General features: G+C 61.4%; 14 protein-coding genes. 8 read left to right on the forward strand and 6 right to left on the reverse strand.

Going from position 1 to position 16,399, the window contains the following annotated elements; translation table 11 throughout:
* The first annotated feature begins 4 nt into the window (after positions 1-4).
* Positions 5-2,272 (forward strand): DUF2254 family protein, encoded by a 2,268-nt coding sequence (locus tag P0M12_RS27870; RefSeq protein ID WP_007731986.1) that lies wholly within the window; start codon positions 5-7, stop codon positions 2,270-2,272.
* Here P0M12_RS27870 and P0M12_RS27875 read toward each other — a convergent pair.
* The 5 genes from P0M12_RS27875 to P0M12_RS27895 form a co-directional block, all read right to left on the reverse strand.
* The gene (locus P0M12_RS27875) at positions 2,234-3,523 is read right to left on the reverse strand and encodes an alpha/beta hydrolase-fold protein (RefSeq protein ID WP_054187376.1); all 1,290 of its coding nucleotides are present in this window, start codon (positions 3,521-3,523) and stop codon (positions 2,234-2,236) included. The two genes, P0M12_RS27870 and P0M12_RS27875, sit on opposite strands and share 39 nt — an antisense overlap.
* Before the next feature lie 65 nt (positions 3,524-3,588).
* A complete protein-coding gene (pepN, locus tag P0M12_RS27880) occupies positions 3,589-6,072 on the reverse strand; it encodes an aminopeptidase N (RefSeq protein ID WP_162114849.1) in 2,484 nt (827 codons plus the stop codon).
* Between the two features lie 48 nt (positions 6,073-6,120).
* Entirely contained in the window at positions 6,121-6,921 is an 801-nt protein-coding gene (gene thiD / locus P0M12_RS27885; RefSeq protein ID WP_003946192.1) for a bifunctional hydroxymethylpyrimidine kinase/phosphomethylpyrimidine kinase, read from the reverse strand.
* 93 nt (positions 6,922-7,014) lie between these two features.
* Positions 7,015-7,629 (reverse strand): class F sortase, encoded by a 615-nt coding sequence (locus P0M12_RS27890; RefSeq protein WP_277377148.1) that lies wholly within the window; start codon positions 7,627-7,629, stop codon positions 7,015-7,017.
* Positions 7,626-8,348, reverse strand: a complete 723-nt coding sequence (locus P0M12_RS27895; protein ID WP_221742178.1) for a hypothetical protein — start codon at positions 8,346-8,348, stop codon at positions 7,626-7,628. The genes P0M12_RS27890 and P0M12_RS27895 overlap by 4 nt, the downstream gene beginning before the upstream one ends.
* 344 nt (positions 8,349-8,692) lie before the next feature.
* On the opposite strand from P0M12_RS27895, the gene P0M12_RS27900 reads away from it, so the two are divergent.
* Positions 8,693-9,136 carry a hypothetical protein gene (locus P0M12_RS27900; protein ID WP_030537512.1) on the forward strand — a complete coding sequence of 148 codons (444 nt, stop codon included), beginning with the start codon at positions 8,693-8,695 and terminating at the stop codon, positions 9,134-9,136.
* Positions 9,137-9,157: 21 nt separating this feature from the next.
* A complete protein-coding gene (locus P0M12_RS27905) occupies positions 9,158-9,979 on the forward strand; it encodes a class II glutamine amidotransferase (protein ID WP_277377149.1) in 822 nt (273 codons plus the stop codon).
* Between the two features lie 85 nt (positions 9,980-10,064).
* On the opposite strand, the gene P0M12_RS27910 is transcribed toward P0M12_RS27905, so the two are convergent.
* Positions 10,065-10,622: a QsdR family transcriptional regulator gene (locus tag P0M12_RS27910; RefSeq protein ID WP_021333511.1), complete on the reverse strand. Its 558-nt coding sequence runs from the start codon at positions 10,620-10,622 to the stop codon at positions 10,065-10,067.
* Between the two features lie 275 nt (positions 10,623-10,897).
* On the opposite strand from P0M12_RS27910, the gene P0M12_RS27915 reads away from it, so the two are divergent.
* The 5 genes from P0M12_RS27915 to P0M12_RS27935 all read left to right on the forward strand — a co-directional run bounded on the left by P0M12_RS27915 (position 10,898) and on the right by P0M12_RS27935 (position 16,347).
* On the forward strand, positions 10,898-11,809 hold the full coding sequence (locus P0M12_RS27915; protein ID WP_238592730.1) for an ABC transporter ATP-binding protein: 912 nt from the start codon (positions 10,898-10,900) through the stop codon (positions 11,807-11,809).
* Positions 11,809-12,783 carry an ABC transporter ATP-binding protein gene (locus tag P0M12_RS27920; protein WP_162114853.1) on the forward strand — a complete coding sequence of 325 codons (975 nt, stop codon included), beginning with the start codon at positions 11,809-11,811 and terminating at the stop codon, positions 12,781-12,783. The genes P0M12_RS27915 and P0M12_RS27920 overlap by 1 nt, the downstream gene beginning before the upstream one ends.
* Positions 12,784-12,914: 131 nt before the next feature.
* The gene (locus tag P0M12_RS27925; protein WP_277377150.1) at positions 12,915-14,447 is read left to right on the forward strand and encodes an ABC transporter substrate-binding protein; all 1,533 of its coding nucleotides are present in this window, start codon (positions 12,915-12,917) and stop codon (positions 14,445-14,447) included.
* An 80-nt stretch (positions 14,448-14,527) separates the two neighbouring features.
* The gene (locus P0M12_RS27930) at positions 14,528-15,490 is read left to right on the forward strand and encodes an ABC transporter permease (protein WP_277377151.1); all 963 of its coding nucleotides are present in this window, start codon (positions 14,528-14,530) and stop codon (positions 15,488-15,490) included.
* A complete protein-coding gene (locus P0M12_RS27935; RefSeq protein WP_020969703.1) occupies positions 15,487-16,347 on the forward strand; it encodes an ABC transporter permease in 861 nt (286 codons plus the stop codon). Before P0M12_RS27930 ends, P0M12_RS27935 begins: the two co-directional genes overlap by 4 nt.
* Positions 16,348-16,399: the final 52 nt, after the last annotated feature.

Genomic DNA, 16,399 nt, shown 5'->3' on the forward strand with positions numbered 1-16,399 from the left:
CGCCGTGCGGTCCTGGTTCGAGCACACGGTCGTCGACACCGGCAGGCTCCCGCTGTTCTTCCTCCTACTCGCCTTTGTCCTGACGTTCCTGTTCATCCGCTTCAGCGTCCGGATGATCCGGGCCGAGGTCTCGTGGTGGCCAGGCAATGTCACGCCCGGTGGAATGCACATCCACCACATGGTTTTCGGTTTGATGATGATGCTCGTGTCCGGCTTCGCCTTCATCGCTCTGGCCGACTATCACACCCCGATCGCCAATTGTGTTCTCGCGTCGGTGTTCGGTATCGGCAGCGCGTTGGTCCTCGACGAGTACGCGCTCGTGTTGCATCTGCGCGATGTCTACTGGGCCGAGGAGGGTCGCTCGTCCATCGACGCGGTGTTCGTTGCCATCGCGATCTCGTTCCTTTTCCTTCTCGGGGTCCACCCGATCGGGTTCGCGGGAGAGTTCGACCCGTACGAGCAGGACCGTAGCCTGGCGACGTTGATCGGCGTTGTCGTCGCGATCGTCATCCAACTCGGACTCGCCGTGATCACGTTGATGAAGGGCAAACTCTGGACCGGCTTGATCGGGCTGTTCTTCACCCCACTTCTGTTGATCGGAGCAATTCGGTTGAGTCGCCCGGGTGCCCCGTGGGCGCGCTCGCGTTACCGCGACAAGCCCGCCAAGATGAGCCGGGCAGTGGCCCGTGAACAGCGTTATCGCGAGCCGATGATCCACGCGAAGATCTACGTTCAGGAAACGGTGTCGGGAAGTTTCGGTTCCACTCCCCCGCCCCCACCACCGCTCCCCGTCGTCGACACCGCAACCCCCACGTCGAAGGTCGGATTGTCGCGGCGGCTCTCGGACAGAATTCGCTGGCGTCGAACTCGCCGACGACTACGAACAGTCCCCGTCTGGCGTCTCCCCGTGATCCTCGTCGTCCTGTCCGTCGTCACCGCGAACATCCTCGTCGGGATCGACGGAGATCTCGTCAGCGACGGCGACGTCGGTACCATTTCCGAGGGCGTCGACGCCGGGGCCACCGCGACGCTGCTCAGCGTCATCGCCGGCGGGATGATCACTCTCACCGGTCTGGTGTTCACCGCCATCACCCTCGCAATGCAGTTCGGCGCCTCGCAGATTTCGGTGCGGGTGGTCCCGATGCTCGCGCAGCAGCGGGTGATGCGGTGGTCGATCGGCATGTTTCTGGCCACGTTCGTCTTCTCCTTGATCATTGCGCTCGATCTGGCGCTCGATTCGGAGAATTCCTCACCGACCATCTCCACGGCGATCGCACTGCTTCTGGCATTGGCCAGTGCGATCCTGTTCATCGCGTTGGTGGCGAAGGTCGGGTCGATTCTCAATTCCAGTCGGTTGCTGCGTTGGATAGCGGCCCAGGGCCGGAGCGCGACGATTCGTGCCTATCCGCTGTACGAGGACCTGCCCTCTGGCGCACCGAAACCCAGTCAGCCGCTCCCCCTACCCCAACCGCGCGAGTCCGAGAACTCCGAGAGCGCCGACGCACTGGTGATTCGCCTGCGCCACCTCTCACCCGACGGCCGGATTCTGCTGGCGATCGATCTCGCACGACTGCAGCGGTTGGCCGGCCGCTGGGACGTCTCGGTCGAAGTCGTCCCCAGCATCGGCGAGTTCGTCGCCCAGAACGCGCCCCTCTTCGAGGTACGCGGACCCTCGCTGAAGGTACGCCCGGACACCTTGATGTCGTGCTTGATCTTCGGTGACACGCACAGCCCGGTCGTCAGCCCCGGTGCAGCGCTTCAGTCGATCGTGGACATCGCGCTCAAGGCACTGTCACCCGCCATCAACGACCCGGGCCGAGCCGTCCAGGCTCTCGACCACATCGAAGATCTTCTGGTACTTCTCGCCCCGCGGGTCCGCTTCGACACATCAACCTCGGATCTCACGCTGATCAGAGGGCAGCAACGCACCTGGACCGATTACGTGTCCGTCGCCACCGACGAGATCCGGCACTTCAGTACCAATTCCGCGCAGGTCCAGCGCCGTCTACGCGCGGTATTCGCGACCTTGCTCGAAGCCTGCCCGCCGGACCAGCACCCTCCGCTACTCGAGCGCGTCGACGCACTCGATGCGCAATTGACCCGAGAATGGACCGGCGCACTCGACCTTCGGCTCGCGAGTGTGGCGGATCCGCAGGGATTGGGCTCCGAAGCCGGGGCGACCGGAAGAATTCACCCGCTGATCATCGGGTCTTCGGAACTTCCGGACGATCGTTCATCCGGGCAGGCCGAGTCGCGTTCCCAGCCAACCTAATTGACTCGCCAATCCAGCCGACCACACTTGGAAGCTGTGTCCTCCGTCGACCTCGGCGTATTGGACGTCCATCCCTGCGGCTTTTGCGGCTTCGTAGAGCGTTTGAAGACCTGGGCGGTAGTCGTTGTCCTGTTTGCCGACCACGAACACCCCGGCGCTGTCGGGGAACTTCTTCTCCCGGAGCAGATCCTGCGGATTCACTGCCACGAACGCGGCTTCATTGCCGCCGAACGCTGCATCGACCGTCTGCTTGCGATCGCCGAGTGTGGGTTCGATCTGACCGGACAGATCCAGGAACGTCGGATAGACCGCGGGGAAGTTCGTCGCCATCTGGAACGCGCAGGTACCGCCGTAGGAAAGTCCCCCGATCGCCCACTTCCTCGGGTCGGGATCCACCTGGAGGTTCCCGCGCACCCAGTCGGGAACATCGCGCGAAAGGTACGTTGCGACGTTCCCGAGTTGGGAATCGACGCAGAGCGGATTCGCCAGTTCCGACCCGGTCCCGTCAGCAACGACGACAACGGGAGCCAAGCCCGAATGCGCAGCGGCGTAGGTGTCCATGGTCTGGACGAGACGTCCGCCCTGTAGCCAGTCCTCGGGCGCGCCTGGTTGGCCGGCTAGCAGGACCAACACGGGCAACTCCGGTCGCGGGTTGGTGAAATACGCGGGCGGTAGGTAGATCTCGGCGTCGCGGGCGCTGAATCCGGAGACCGTCCCCGCAATCGTGACCGTGCTGACCTTGCCGGTCGACGGCATGTCCGCGGGAGCCTTCCATTGCGAAACCGGTACCGCGCCGTCCTTGCCGTCGTCCAGGTCGGCGAGTGAAACCTTCTCCGCGTCCGAGAGTCCCAGCGCTGTTCCCAACGTCGGATACGACTGGAACTGCAGATTCACGTGAGCCGCGCTCGACACGACCACCAGGAGCACGGAGACCACGGTGAGCACGCGGCCGTCGATCCGCGTCGCCGCAAATACCCGCGAAACGCCCAGCAGCACGCCGAGAATGCCCAACCCGATCCACACGTAGACCGGACGGGCAATCGGATCGGGGAACGGGTGCCACACCTTCTCGATCAGCCAGTACAGCACGAGAGTGATCGCGATTGCCGCGACGATGCAGACCGGAATCGAGATCAGCACGTGACGCCTCGATCTCGAGAAGATCAGCCACAGAAGTGCCAGAATTCCGAGCACCGTCACCACGGGCGGAACCGGGCCCGTGACCAGCGACAGATCCGTGATCGTGTGCACGTCGTCTCCCGTCGCAGCCCTGTTTAGACAATATCCAAGAACAGGACATTTCGGAGCTGATGGCGTCAGATCACTGCGTTCGACGCCTGGGCACGTAGGTCTCGGGCCAGGTGATCCCGACGCTCGAGAACAAGCCTCCGCAGCGACGCGGGCGCCTCAGCATTGGCCTGGATCCAGGAATCGACAGCAGAGGTGTCTTCAGCTGCCGGGAAGAGCCCGTTCACCAACCGTCGCGCGATCTCGATGCTGCGTTCGGACCACCACTTCCCCAGGGACGAGAAGTACTCGACCGCATATCCCTCGATCAACGACGGGTCTGTGCCCGAACGGAATCCGGCGATCGTCGCATCCAGGCGGTCGTTCGAGAGTGAGGCATCGGTGGTCGCCGACGCCCAGGCAGCCGCCTTGGTCTCGGCATCGGGAATCGACGCCGCGGCGCGGACGTACGCCGTTCGACCCGCTGACGTGCTGTCCTTGCTCAGCTCACCGTCGAAGTCGCTCACACTCGCATGGCCGGTCGCCGACAGGGCGATCCACAATGCCCACCGCAGATCAGGATCGAGAGCCAGTCCGACCGGCCCCGGGCAGGTGCCGTCGAGTATCGACCGCACCTCGTCGGCGCGAGCATCGTTGACCGCTGCAGCGGCCGACAGAGCCCGTGCCCATGCCAGCTGTCTTCCGGACTCCGGTTCGGCTTCGAACACCGCCTTCCAGGTCGTTTCCAACCAGCCTGCACTGACATTGGGCCGCAAACTTTTCGGAACGTAGTGAAGAACCGCGTATTGGGCATCGGTCAGGATCGAGCTGAGAATCGCAAGATCTGTCTCCGCGGGAGCGAATCGTTCCACCATGTCGAGGTACCGGAACACCGAGAGCTGCGCATCACGCACCGAGTTCCACAGCGACGACCAGATCACCCCGCGCGCAAGCGGATCGCTCACGCGGTCCAGGGATGCCTCGACAGTGGACAGAGATTCCGCGTCCAATCGCACCTTGGCGTAGGTGAGGTCTTCGTCGTTGAGCAGTGTGAGTGCTCCGGGCGGAAGGTCGACCGACGTGCGTGATTCGGTGATGTCGAGTTCGACGCGTTCGGTGCGAACAAGGTCTCCGGACTCGTTGTAGTCGTAGATTCCGACTGCGAGCCGATGCGGCCTCGGGTCCGTCTGGACCAGGTCTGTTCCGTCGAGCGACAGCGTGGACACTCCGGTGGTCTGCAACCAGATTCGGGCCCATTCGCGCACATCACGTCCGGAAGTCTCCGTGAGCACGTCGAGCAGATCAACCAGCGTGGTGTTCCCGAAGGCGTGGGCCTTGAAGTACCGTCGTGCCGCTTCGAAGAACGCGTCACGGCCGACGAACGCCACAAGTTGTTTGAGGACACTGGCGCCCTTGGCGTAGGTGATTCCGTCGAAGTTCAGCTTCGCAGCTTCGAGATCGACGATGTCGGCGACGATGGGATGAGTCGTCGGCAGCTGATCTTGGAGGTACGCCCACGCTTTTCGCTTGATGGCGAATGCCACCCAGGCATCGGTGAAGCGAGTGGCTTCGGCGCTGACCAGCGATCCCATGAAATCGGCAAAAGATTCCTTGAGCCACAGGTCGTCCCACCAGACCATGGTCACGAGATCGCCGAACCACATGTGCGCCATTTCGTGCAGGATCGTGTTGGCGCGGCGCTGATGCTGCTCGTCGGTTGCGGAGCCGCGGAACACGTATGCCTCGGTGAAGGTCACCAGTCCCGGGTTCTCCATGGCGCCGAGGTTGTACTCGGGGACAAAGATCTGGTCGTACTTGCCGAACGGATACGGATAGTCGAAGTACTCGGCGTAGAAGTCCAACCCCTGACGGGTGATGTCGAAAACGTTGTCTGCATCGAGGTGTGGAGCCAACGACGCCCGGCACAGCGCACCCAACTCGACAGTGAGTTCGCCGCGACTCCACGACGACGCCACGCGGTGATACGGCCCGGCCGCGATCGCGGTGATGTAGGTCGAGATCGGCAGCGTCGGGGCGAAAGTGACGCGTTGTGCACCGTCCACGGAGAGAGTCTGGGTCGCGGGCTGATTCGACAGGACTTCCCAGCCGTCAGGTGCTGTCACCTCGAATGTGAAGGGCGCCTTGAGGTCCGGCTGCTCGAAGCAGGCGAAAACACGCCTGGCATCGGCAGGCTCGTATTGCGTGTACAGATACGTCTGATCGTCAGCGTCGTCGACAAATCGGTGCAGCCCTTCGCCCGAACGGCTGTAGTGGCCGTGAGCTGCCACCCGAACGACGTTCGATCCGCCGAGTCCGCGCAGCCCGATCCGGGATCCGTCGTACTCCACCGGAATCGACGCACCGTCGACGTCCACGGAATCGACTGCAGCACCGATGAAATCGAGCCACGTGGACTCCACCGAGGACGTCAGATCAATTGTCGTGACCGTCGAAAAGGTCTTCACGGCGGAGTCGACCGCCGATCGCAGATCCAACTCCACCCGGTAACCGGCGACGGAGATGGCTCGAGATCGTTCGGCGACTTCGCTTCGATTCAGGTTCGCAGTACTCACGCACTCGATCCTGCCAGGCCGCGCGCGGCGATGTGAGCCGCCGTGCGCCTATCCCTTGAACGCGCCCTGCCAGACGGTGTCGAACGGCGTGTGTGCCGAGACGCGGCCTTCGATGCCCGCCGTGACGAACTTCTTTGCCAGAGCGACGGCTTCTCCCACGTCGGCGCCTTTTGCCAGCTCCGCGGTCACTGCGGCGGCCAGCGTGCAACCGGCACCCGAGACGCGCTCTTCGCCGACCTTGGGGGCGGAGAGAACAGTCACGTCGGTCCCGTCGAACAACACGTCGACGGCGTCGCCACCGGCGAGTTCGACACCGCCCTTTGCGAGCACGTACTTGGGTCCGAGATCATGGATACGACGTGCGGCCTCGATGAGGTCGTCGACGCTTTCGATGCTGTCCATTCCGGCGAGGGTGCGTGCCTCGAACAGGTTGGGTGTGACGACGGTGGCGAGCGGGAGGATCGAATCACGAAGTGCTGTATCAGTATCGAGAGCCGCGCCGGGCTCCTGGCCCTTGCAGATCAGGACCGGGTCGAGGACGACGTGGCGCCAGGACTGCCGACGCAGGCCCTCTGCCACAACCTCGATGGTGGCGGGCGTGCCCAACATGCCGATCTTGACGACGTCCAGATCGTGAGCCGCAGTGGCAGCCTCGATCTGATCAGCGATCACGTCAGGAGCGATCGGTACGAAGCGATGACCCCAGTTGTTCTTGGGATCGAACGAGACGATACATGTGGTGGTCGCTACGCCGTAGACGTCCAATGCCTGAAACGTCTTCAGGTCGACCTGCAGGCCGGCACCGCCAGTCGCTTCGGACCCAGCGATGACATAGGCGAGGTCAACCACAGCACAATCTCCTTCTTCGGACTTTCGAAACGTGCGTGGATGGCCACGAACGCGGGACCCAGTTTATCAACCGTTCCGACGTCTGGTTTTCGGCTATGCGGGCACCGGAGTTCCCCACGCGACGTCGTTGTCCTCGTATCCGAACGGCGGACCGACGAACTCGCCGCCGCAGGTGATCAGCGCGAGGGTTTCGGGTCCGTCGAGGCTGTTCAATCGCTCGACCGGCAGCTCGCCGTCCTTGCCGTAGTGATCGACCGCATCGATACGGTAGTTCCAGGTCTGTCCCCCGGCGCCCGCCACGGTCACGACCGAGCCGATTTCCAGTGTCGAGAACTTCTTTCCGAAACCGTCACCCTGATAGATGTCGTTGACGTGTCCGGTGATCACCACAGTGCCCGCGCCGGAGCCGGGAAATGCCGAATCTGCCCACCATCCGATCTCACTGACATCCTCGGGCGGAATGAGCGAGCCGTCCGTCGTCGTCTTGATCGGCAGGATGTCAGCGGTGCTGTTGCCTGTGCGCAGCGTGGTCGGGACATCCGGACCGTCGACCACCGCGCGAATCTCTGGCGGCAAATCTTGTTGGCCGGTCGCGAGGACGCGGGTCGGCGAGTCACCGTCGTCGGAACATCCGCCGATCAAGAGCATTGTCGCCACTACTGCAGCGGCCCACGTTCGGCTGGCCGTGGATCCAGGTGCCGCTGTCACGGACGAGAAGTCGGGCCGGACGGAATCTGGGAAATTGGTACTCGGTTTCCGACGTCACGACCGGGAAGTGCGTCACCGGAATCCCCAACGTTGCCACCGGAACCGTCACCACCGCTGCCGTTTCCGCCACCGCTTCCATTCCCCCCGCCGCCGGGGCCGGGGCACTCACCTCCCGGATCGGTGGTGTCGCCTGCCAAGACAATCTTGACTGCCGAGAGGTTGACCGTCTGGTTCTGCGCGACTTGTCCAGGAGTTGTGACGTCGAAGGCGAGCTTGGCACGTACGGGGATGACCGAACCGTCGTCGGCATCGGTGACCGTTGATCCTGAGCGACCGAGATCTTGGGTCAACGTCATTCTGGAGATCAAATCCTGATCTCCGGTCAAGCCGGCGCCGTCGATCCGAAGGGTCCCTCGGACGGGACTTCCGTGGGCTCTGATCGTCACCGATGCGCGAAACTCGAGGATGTCTCCCGGCACTGTCCGCCACGCCTCGATCGAGTTGATTTTCGTTCCAGGCGATCCAGTCGAGATGTCGTACCAACCGTCGATCACGGCCGGATCGAGTGACATCGAATTTTCGTTGATTTCCGAGTTGCACGCGCGGGTGAGCGAAACGGGGGCAGCCGATCCCACTGCGGGGAGTGCTGTCGACACAACGGTCGCCAAGACGAAGGCCGTCGCGGTGATGCCCGCGGTACGCCTGCCGAAGATCGTCATTCTCTCGCTACCTTTTTTCCGCGGACCGTAGCTTCCGGTCAATTCAGTCAAAATACCAGTACAGCTGGACAAATAGGTCGAATTCCGTGCCGAATTCCTCTTGTTTTCTGTGAACTTCGGTTACGAGCAATTTCTCCGCACACGCGTTCCGGCAAGGGGTACATCGGATCAACAGGGGTCAGAAGTTACATTTCGCCCGCACATCGGAGCAGATCGCACTGATTTCTCACCGCATTGGACAGGTATTTCCGTTTCATAGCGGTCAGCCGGTGGAACAACGATCACTACAACGAGCGTGCCGGGCACGTGTCCGGTCGCCCCCCACCGAATCAAGGGAAACCGTCATGTCGGATACAACATCAGTCAAGCAGGGTTTCGCGGTAGGAACATCGATCGGGGCAGCCGTCATCTTGGTGACGGTCGGCATCGTGCAGTTCTTCCAAGGACTCGCTGCCGTCGCCGAAAACGAAGTGTTCGTAGTCGGGATCGACTACGTCTATCAGTTCGACCTGACGACGTGGGGTTGGATCCATCTCGTGTTGGGCGCGCTCGTCGCTCTCGTCGGGCTTGCACTGTTCACCGGAGCGGCCTGGGCGCGGGTGTCGGCAGTGGTGATCTGCGCGATCTCGATCATCGCGAACTTCTTGTGGCTGCCGTACTACCCCTGGTGGTCGACTCTCATCATCGCGCTGAACATCGTCGTGATCTGGGCTGTGTCGACATGGAAGCCCACCCAGACGACGCACGCCGCTGCGCATGCACCGTCAACGCCGACTCGATCTGCTTGAGTTGAAAGTATGTGTAGGTGGATGGCGTATTCCGGAGAGCCGATACTGGCCCATGACTTGCTGTTCAGGCCACAGCACTCGCTGATCGACCAGAGCCTGCATTCTCAACTCGGGGCCACGACGACAAATGGCGACGGCTTCGGAATCGGCTGGTACGGGGAAGGCCCCCAACCGGCAGTTTTCAAGAGCATCGAACCCGCGTGGAACGACTCGAACCTGCGCGAAGTCACCTCCCAATTGCGCACCCCTCTGCTGTTCGCTCACATCCGCGCCTCGACGGGAACTGCAGTGCAGCGCAGCAACTGCCACCCGTTCCGGCACCGGCGGTGGTTGTGGATGCACAACGGTTCACTACACGGATTCCACGACATGAAACGGGAATTGGTGACTGCCATTGATCCGTCGCTCTTTCCGGATCTCGAAGGATCGACGGACTCGGAAACCTTGTTCTTCCTCGCGCTGACGTTCGGCCTGACCGACGATCCGTTCGAAGGTGTCGCAAGGGCCGTCGGATTCGTCGAGCACACGGCCCGCTCGCAGGGAATCGACAATCCGGTTCAGATGACCGTCGCCACGTCGGATGGCATCTCCACCTGGATCTTTCGCTATTCCAGCGAGCACCAGTCGAGGTCGTTGTTCTTCTCCACCGAGATTTCCACGTTGCGCAAGCTCCATCCTGAGGTGGATGCCCTGCACCATCTGAGTGAGGAGACCCGAATCGTCGTCTCCGAGCCTCTACGTGACCTTCCCGGCGCCTGGAACGAGGTTCCCGAATCCGCCGCAGGCGTCATCCGGCCCGGACGGGACGAGATGCGGACCTTTGTGCCGATCCCACCAGCCTGAGTGGGTCATGAAACCAGGCATAGCTATGAAATAGCTTGCATTCGAAGCGCTTTCACGAAAACTGAGAAAACGGAAACTCGGCATACTAGTCACGCGAGAGGATGAGCCGGAACGCCAAGCGAGCCTTCTCCGTATCCGGAGTGCCACCGGTGAGCAAATCGTTGTAGATGAACGACTCACCCACGCGAACCAGCAGATATGCCATGTCCTCGACGGGCAGGTCGGGCCGAATCTGCTCTGGTATTTCAGCTTCGATCAGCCTTCGCACGGATTCGACCATCGTGCCCTGAATCGGCCCCAGTCCAGTTGTGAGTATGCACAACGCCTTTTGCGGTTCCCGAGTCAAATACGTCCGGAAGAATTCGGTCTCGATTGTCGCCCGTGCATGGTAAGTGAGGACGTCGACAACCCTTGACGCTCCGCTTCCACCGCACTCCTCGAGGCCCATTCGCCACGTTCGGCGCGCCAGCGAATCGAGCACGTCACCGGTAATTGTGTCGCGATTCCCTGCACGCCGGAACAAGGTGGTCCGATCCACCCCCAACTCGGTGGCCAAAGCGTTCACATCGAGCGGTTTTCCGGCTGCGAACTGTCGTCGGGCGGCACTCAACGCTTCCGCGCGGATGTCACGTGTCTCGGCCATGGAGTGAATGTATCGCTGACGACGTGCTGGTCGGTAGCCGGAGGCGATCAGACGGCGCCATCGACGGCAATCGTTGCAACATTCATTGACTTTGTTGCAGGTGAGTGTTTATGGTTCCCCGGTACGTGATTCCAGTCACAACAGTTCAGTTGTTTACGGAGGAATGCGATGAACGATCACACGTGGACGACCCGACGATGAGCCCACTTCTGCAAGTACGAGACCTCACGGTTGACATTGGGACAGAATCGATTTCGAACAGACTCCTCGACCGAGTGAGCTTCGAGTTGGGGTCGGGCGAAATCACCGGCCTCGTAGGAGAGAGCGGGAGCGGAAAGACACTGACCGGACTCGCTCTGCTCGGTCTCTTGCCCCGTACGGCAACAACCAGCGGAAGCATCCGTTTGGAAGGACAGGAACTTGTGGGTCGGCCCGCCGCCGAGTTGAGGAAAATACGCGGTCGCGACGTCAGTATGGTCTTCCAGGACCCGAGTTCGGCTCTCAACCCCTCCGTCAGCATCGGTCGCCAGATCGTCGATGTGTTGAAGGCCCACCGCGACATCACGAAAGTCGATGCGGAGGACGTGGCTACAGATCTTCTCCACCAGGTCGGACTGGCCGACCCGAGCAGAACCTTGAAGTCGTACGGGTACGAGCTTTCCGGCGGGATGTGTCAGCGGGTGATGATCGCGATGGCCCTGGCATGCGGTCCGAAGTTGCTGATCGCGGACGAACCGACAACAGCGCTCGACGTCACCATCCAAGCTCAGATTGTCGATCTCCTTCGAGAACTGGCCGAACAGCGCGATCTTGCCGTGTTGTTGATCAGTCACGACCTCGCGGTTGTCGCCGAGGTCGCGGATCGAGTCATCACCATGTTTCGCGGCGAGATCGTCGACGTCGCGCCACGAGACGTGCTGCTTCGGCGGCCCGCGCATCCCTACACGTTCAGCCTTCTCGAGGCGGCACGCTCGACATTCGAAGAAGTCTCCTCCCAATCACCCAAGGCGCGAGGCGATTTCACCAGCAAAGCCCCTGCTGACGGCGTGGGTTGCCGATACGTCGCCCGGTGCAACTACTCCGAGGAGCTCTGCATATCCGATCATCCACTTCTGATCGGATCACCGGAATCGGCAACAAGATGTCACCGCAGCGACGAACTCGAGTTGCTCGGACTGGTGAGCTGATGAGCAACACCGACGTCATCGTCGACGTTCGGAATCTGGCAGTCGAGTACGGACGCGGACGCAAAGCTCTTCGCGCGGTCGACGACGTCAGCTTCTCCGTACAGAGGGGCGAAACCCTTGCGATAATCGGTGAATCAGGATCGGGAAAATCCTCGACGGCTCACGCTCTCGCGGGTCTGGTGGCTACGGCCGCAGGCTCCATCACTATGAATCTCGACGACCCGGCGTTCGGCAAGGGTGGATCTTCCCATCTCATTTTTCAAAACCCTACGTCGGCCTTGAACAATCGGATGTCCTCATGGGCTTGCGTAGCCGAGCCGATGGCGCCAGGGCGTCTGCGCATCCCACAGTCCTTGCGGCCGAAAGCCGTCGAGCTGTTGCGTAGGGTCGGTCTCGGCGCTGAGCTTGCCGACCGCCTCCCGACCCAGCTCTCCGGTGGCCAACGCCAACGCGTGACCATCGCTCGTGCACTTGCCTCCAAGGCGCCACTGATTCTCTGCGACGAACCTGTTGCCTCCCTGGATGTTTCGCTTCAGGAAGAGGTGTTGCAGCTTCTTGCCGATCTCCGAGAAGAACATGACCTCACGTACATCTTCATTTCGCACGATTTGGGTTCGGTGGCATGGATCGCCGATCGCGTCGCGGTGATGTACCTCGGCCGAATCGTCGAGATCGGACCGGTTGCCACGGTCCTGAGGACTCCATCGCACCCCTACACGCAGGCGCTTCTCGCCGCGGCCCCGCACATCGAACTCGAGCGGCGCAGTCGTCGGAAAGCATTGGTGCGGGGCGAGTTACCCGACCCACGGAATCCACCCTCGGGCTGTCGATTCCGCACCCGCTGCCCGTTTGCGATGGATCGCTGTGCGTCGGAAGCGCCGTCACTTCGCGCGGCCTCGAATTCCGCACACAGCTCCGCCTGCCATCTATCGTCCCCGGCCACATCGATCGGAATCTTCAACCCGCCGCAGTAAATGCGTGCCGCGTCAGTCTCCCCCCTTCCGAGAAGACCAAAGCGAAAGTCCACCATATGAATCCGCGTCTGTCTTTGCGATCCCGATATCCGATCACACGCTTCCAGAATCATGGGAAAAGTGGCCCACGTGTGCTGGTAGCTGCGTTTGCACTTTCTGCTCTTGTGCTCAGCGGCTGTTCGAGCAGCGCCACCGGTACCGCCGGCGATACCGGACCTGCCGATCCGAACGCCGAACTCAAGGTCGCGACATCGCACGTGCCCGCCTCGCTCGACCCGTGTGCGGGAAACATCGGATACGACATCGACTACTTACAGTTGATGTATGCACCACTGATCGATGCGGAACCTGCCACCCAGAAGTTGCGGCCCGGAATCGCCAGCGAGTGGGGCTTCTCCGGACCGGACAACCTGACGTTCGAGATGACGTTGCAGAACGGCTTGACCTTCCACGACGGTACAGCTGTCGATGCAGCAGCCGTCAAGGCAAGCATGGAACACTGCTTGAGTCTCGGAATCGTTTCCGTCCCGACGATCAAGAGCATCGAAGCAACGTCCCCAGATCACGTCACGATCTCGTTGAGTTCACCTACCTCCGGTTTACCAGGCTGGCTCAACGGCAGATTGGGAATGGTGGTCTCCCCCACTGCGCTGGCAGCAGCAGGGGCAGACTTCGCCAACAAGCCTGTAGGCGCAGGGCCGTACACATTCACCAGCGCAGTCCCGAACAGTTCATACACATTCAGTCGATTCGACGATTACAAACCGGCAGGTCCACCCAGCCCCCAGCTCGCCAAGATCCAGATCCAGGTGATCTCCAATCCCACAGCGCTGACAAATGCCCTGACATCGAACGCTGCGGATTTTGCATACGGGCTCACACCGTCGAGTGCTCCGATCCTCGAACGGAATCCCAACCTGAACGTCAGTCACGACCCGAGACTCGGAGTTGCGCTCGTCGTGATCAACAACAAGAACCCTGTGGTTAACGACGTCCGGGTTCGTCTGGCGATGCAGTATGCGCTCGACCGCAAGGCAATTGCGCGAGCCGCGCTGGACAGCTCGGAAGGAACTGCGGCGTTCGGTCAATATCCTCCCGGTTCGCAGTTCTACGACGAGGAAACCGAAGATGCATGGCCGTACGACCCGGAGAAGGCCAAATCGCTGCTAGCGGAGGCGGGGTATCCGAATGGGGTCACCGTGCGCGGACTAGCAGGCAACCTACCGCCGTACTCGACCAACGCGGTCCTTGTCGGAGAACAATGGGAGAAAGTCGGCATCAAGGTCGACTTCGTCGAAATGAGTGGACCTCAGGCGATTACGGAGTTCGTCGCACACAACAGCGCGGACGTCTTCAGCGTGGGATGGCCCACGCGAGCATCCGCACCGCTCAATTTCGAAGCCTCTCTGGGTTCGCGATCGTACTTCCGGCAGAATTCCGTCCCCAACGAGGAGTTGGAGAAGCTGGTCGCACTGCTGAACAACACGTATGACGAAACCGCTCAGCTCGACATCGTCAAACAGATCAATCAAGTCGTGATCAAGTCCGCTGAGTACGTACCGTTGTACTTCACTCCCGACGTGGTCGCCTACACGAAGAACGTCCACGGGGCCGTTCCTGCACTGAACGGCTCCCCCAATCTGACGTACCTCTCGAAGTCATGACGACGACCGTTGTATCGCAAGAGAATTCGTTGGCCCCCGAGCCTGAGAGCGTTCCGACCCGAAACCCTCACCGATCGCCGGTGAATCCTTACATACGGATGATCGGCGTCCGGTTCGCACAGATAATTCCTACCGCGATCATCGCTAGTTTCATAACCTTTGCCCTTATCCGGATAATCCCCGGTGGACCAGCCGAGGCCCTTCTCGGTCCGAACGGCAGCGATGAATCGATCGCCGCACTCAACGAGCGCCTCGGATTGAATCAACCTCTGCTGGTCCAGTACTGGAACTGGGTGGTGTCGGCTCTGCACGGAGATCTGGGAACGTCGCTACAGAACAGCGCCCCCGTCGGCCCACAGATCCTTGCGCGCCTGCCGGCGAGCGCCGAGCTCGTTGTACTCGCACTGTTACTGTCCGCCGTCGTCGCTATACCGCTCGGTGTGTGGACCGCGACGCGGCAGGGACGACGCAGCGATGGTCTGACCCGCACGGTTTCGGGGATCGGACTCGCGGTACCGGACTTCTTCCTCGCTATCGTGCTGGTCGATGTCTTCGCCCTCGGTTTGGGAGTTCTACCGGTGCTCGGCTGGGTTCCTCTCGAGAACAGTGTGATCGACAACCTGAGCCATTTGGTCCTACCAGCAACGGCGCTCGCTGCCGGCGCAGCATCGATTGCGGTTCGGCAGACCAGGGCTGCGATGATCGAGACACTGTCAAGTGACTACGTACGAACTGCGCGTGCGATGGGTATCGACGAGCGGAAGATCGTGTGGCGCTACGCGCTACGAAACATCGTTCCCACGATTGTCACTGTCTATGGATTGCTCGCCGTGGCGATGCTGGGTGCGACGGTCATTCTCGAGCAGATCTTCGTGTTGCCGGGCCTCGGGAGCGCTCTCGTCATTGCGATCGACACGCGAGATTATCCGATGCTTCAAGGCATTGTGTTGCTGTTCGTCGTGATCGTGCTTCTCGTGAACCTCCTGGTCGACGTCGTCAACAACATGATCAGCCCACAATTGAGGAAGGGAACGATCTCGTGAGCCAACTCGCGCTTACCACCGCAGGCGAGACCCGCTCCAAGTGGGCTCTCCCTCGACTGCACCCCGGATTATGGCTCAGCTACTGCTTTCTCGGAACGCTGATAGCGGCGTCCGTCTTGGCCTCGTTCGTGGCTCCGCACAGTCCGACCGATCAGAACCTGACCAACACGTTCGCCGGTCCGAGTGCACAGCACCTGCTTGGCACTGACGGCTTCGGTCGTGACGTGCTCAGTCGATTGATCTGGGGAGGACGCTCCGCCTTCTTCGGCGTCGCGATCGCTGTCGCTGTCAGTCTGCTGTTGGGAATTCCGTGGGGGTTGATCGCCGGATATTGGCCACGCTGGATCGGCGCGTCACTCCTCCGGGTGGCGGACGCATTGCTGGCATTCCCAGGTTTGGTTCTCGCAGTGGCTATTACCGGTGTTCTGGGGCCGAGCCTGATCACGTCGATGTCAGCGCTCGGAGTCGTCTATGCACCCACAATTGCAAGAATTCTGGCTGCCGGGGTCAGCGAAACGAGGAACCGAGACTTCGTTCTGAGCGCGCGACTCTCAGGATGCCCGCCGCACGTAGTGCTCCTGCGTCATCTTCTTCCGCACGCAATCGGGCCGGTTGTCGTTCAGGTGACCGTGCTCACCGGCCTGACTTTTCTCGCGCAGGCGGCACTCTCGTTCCTCGGGTTGGGTATACAGCCGCCCACTCCGAGTTGGGGCGGTGACTTATCCGATGCGTACCTGCACATCTTGAGTGCACCACAACAGATTCTCCCCTCCGGCATTCTGATTTCATTGGTCGTCCTGGCCGTCTACCGAGTGGGTGATGCCGTCCGGGACCGCATGTATGTCAGAGGGAGATAGCCGGCGTAGAACAACCATCCGACTCGACTGTTCGAAGACCACACCACCAGCA

Origin of the sequence: Rhodococcus sp. RCBS9, assembly GCF_029457415.1 — a bacterium.
GTDB lineage: Bacteria > Actinomycetota > Actinomycetes > Mycobacteriales > Mycobacteriaceae > Rhodococcus_F > Rhodococcus_F qingshengii.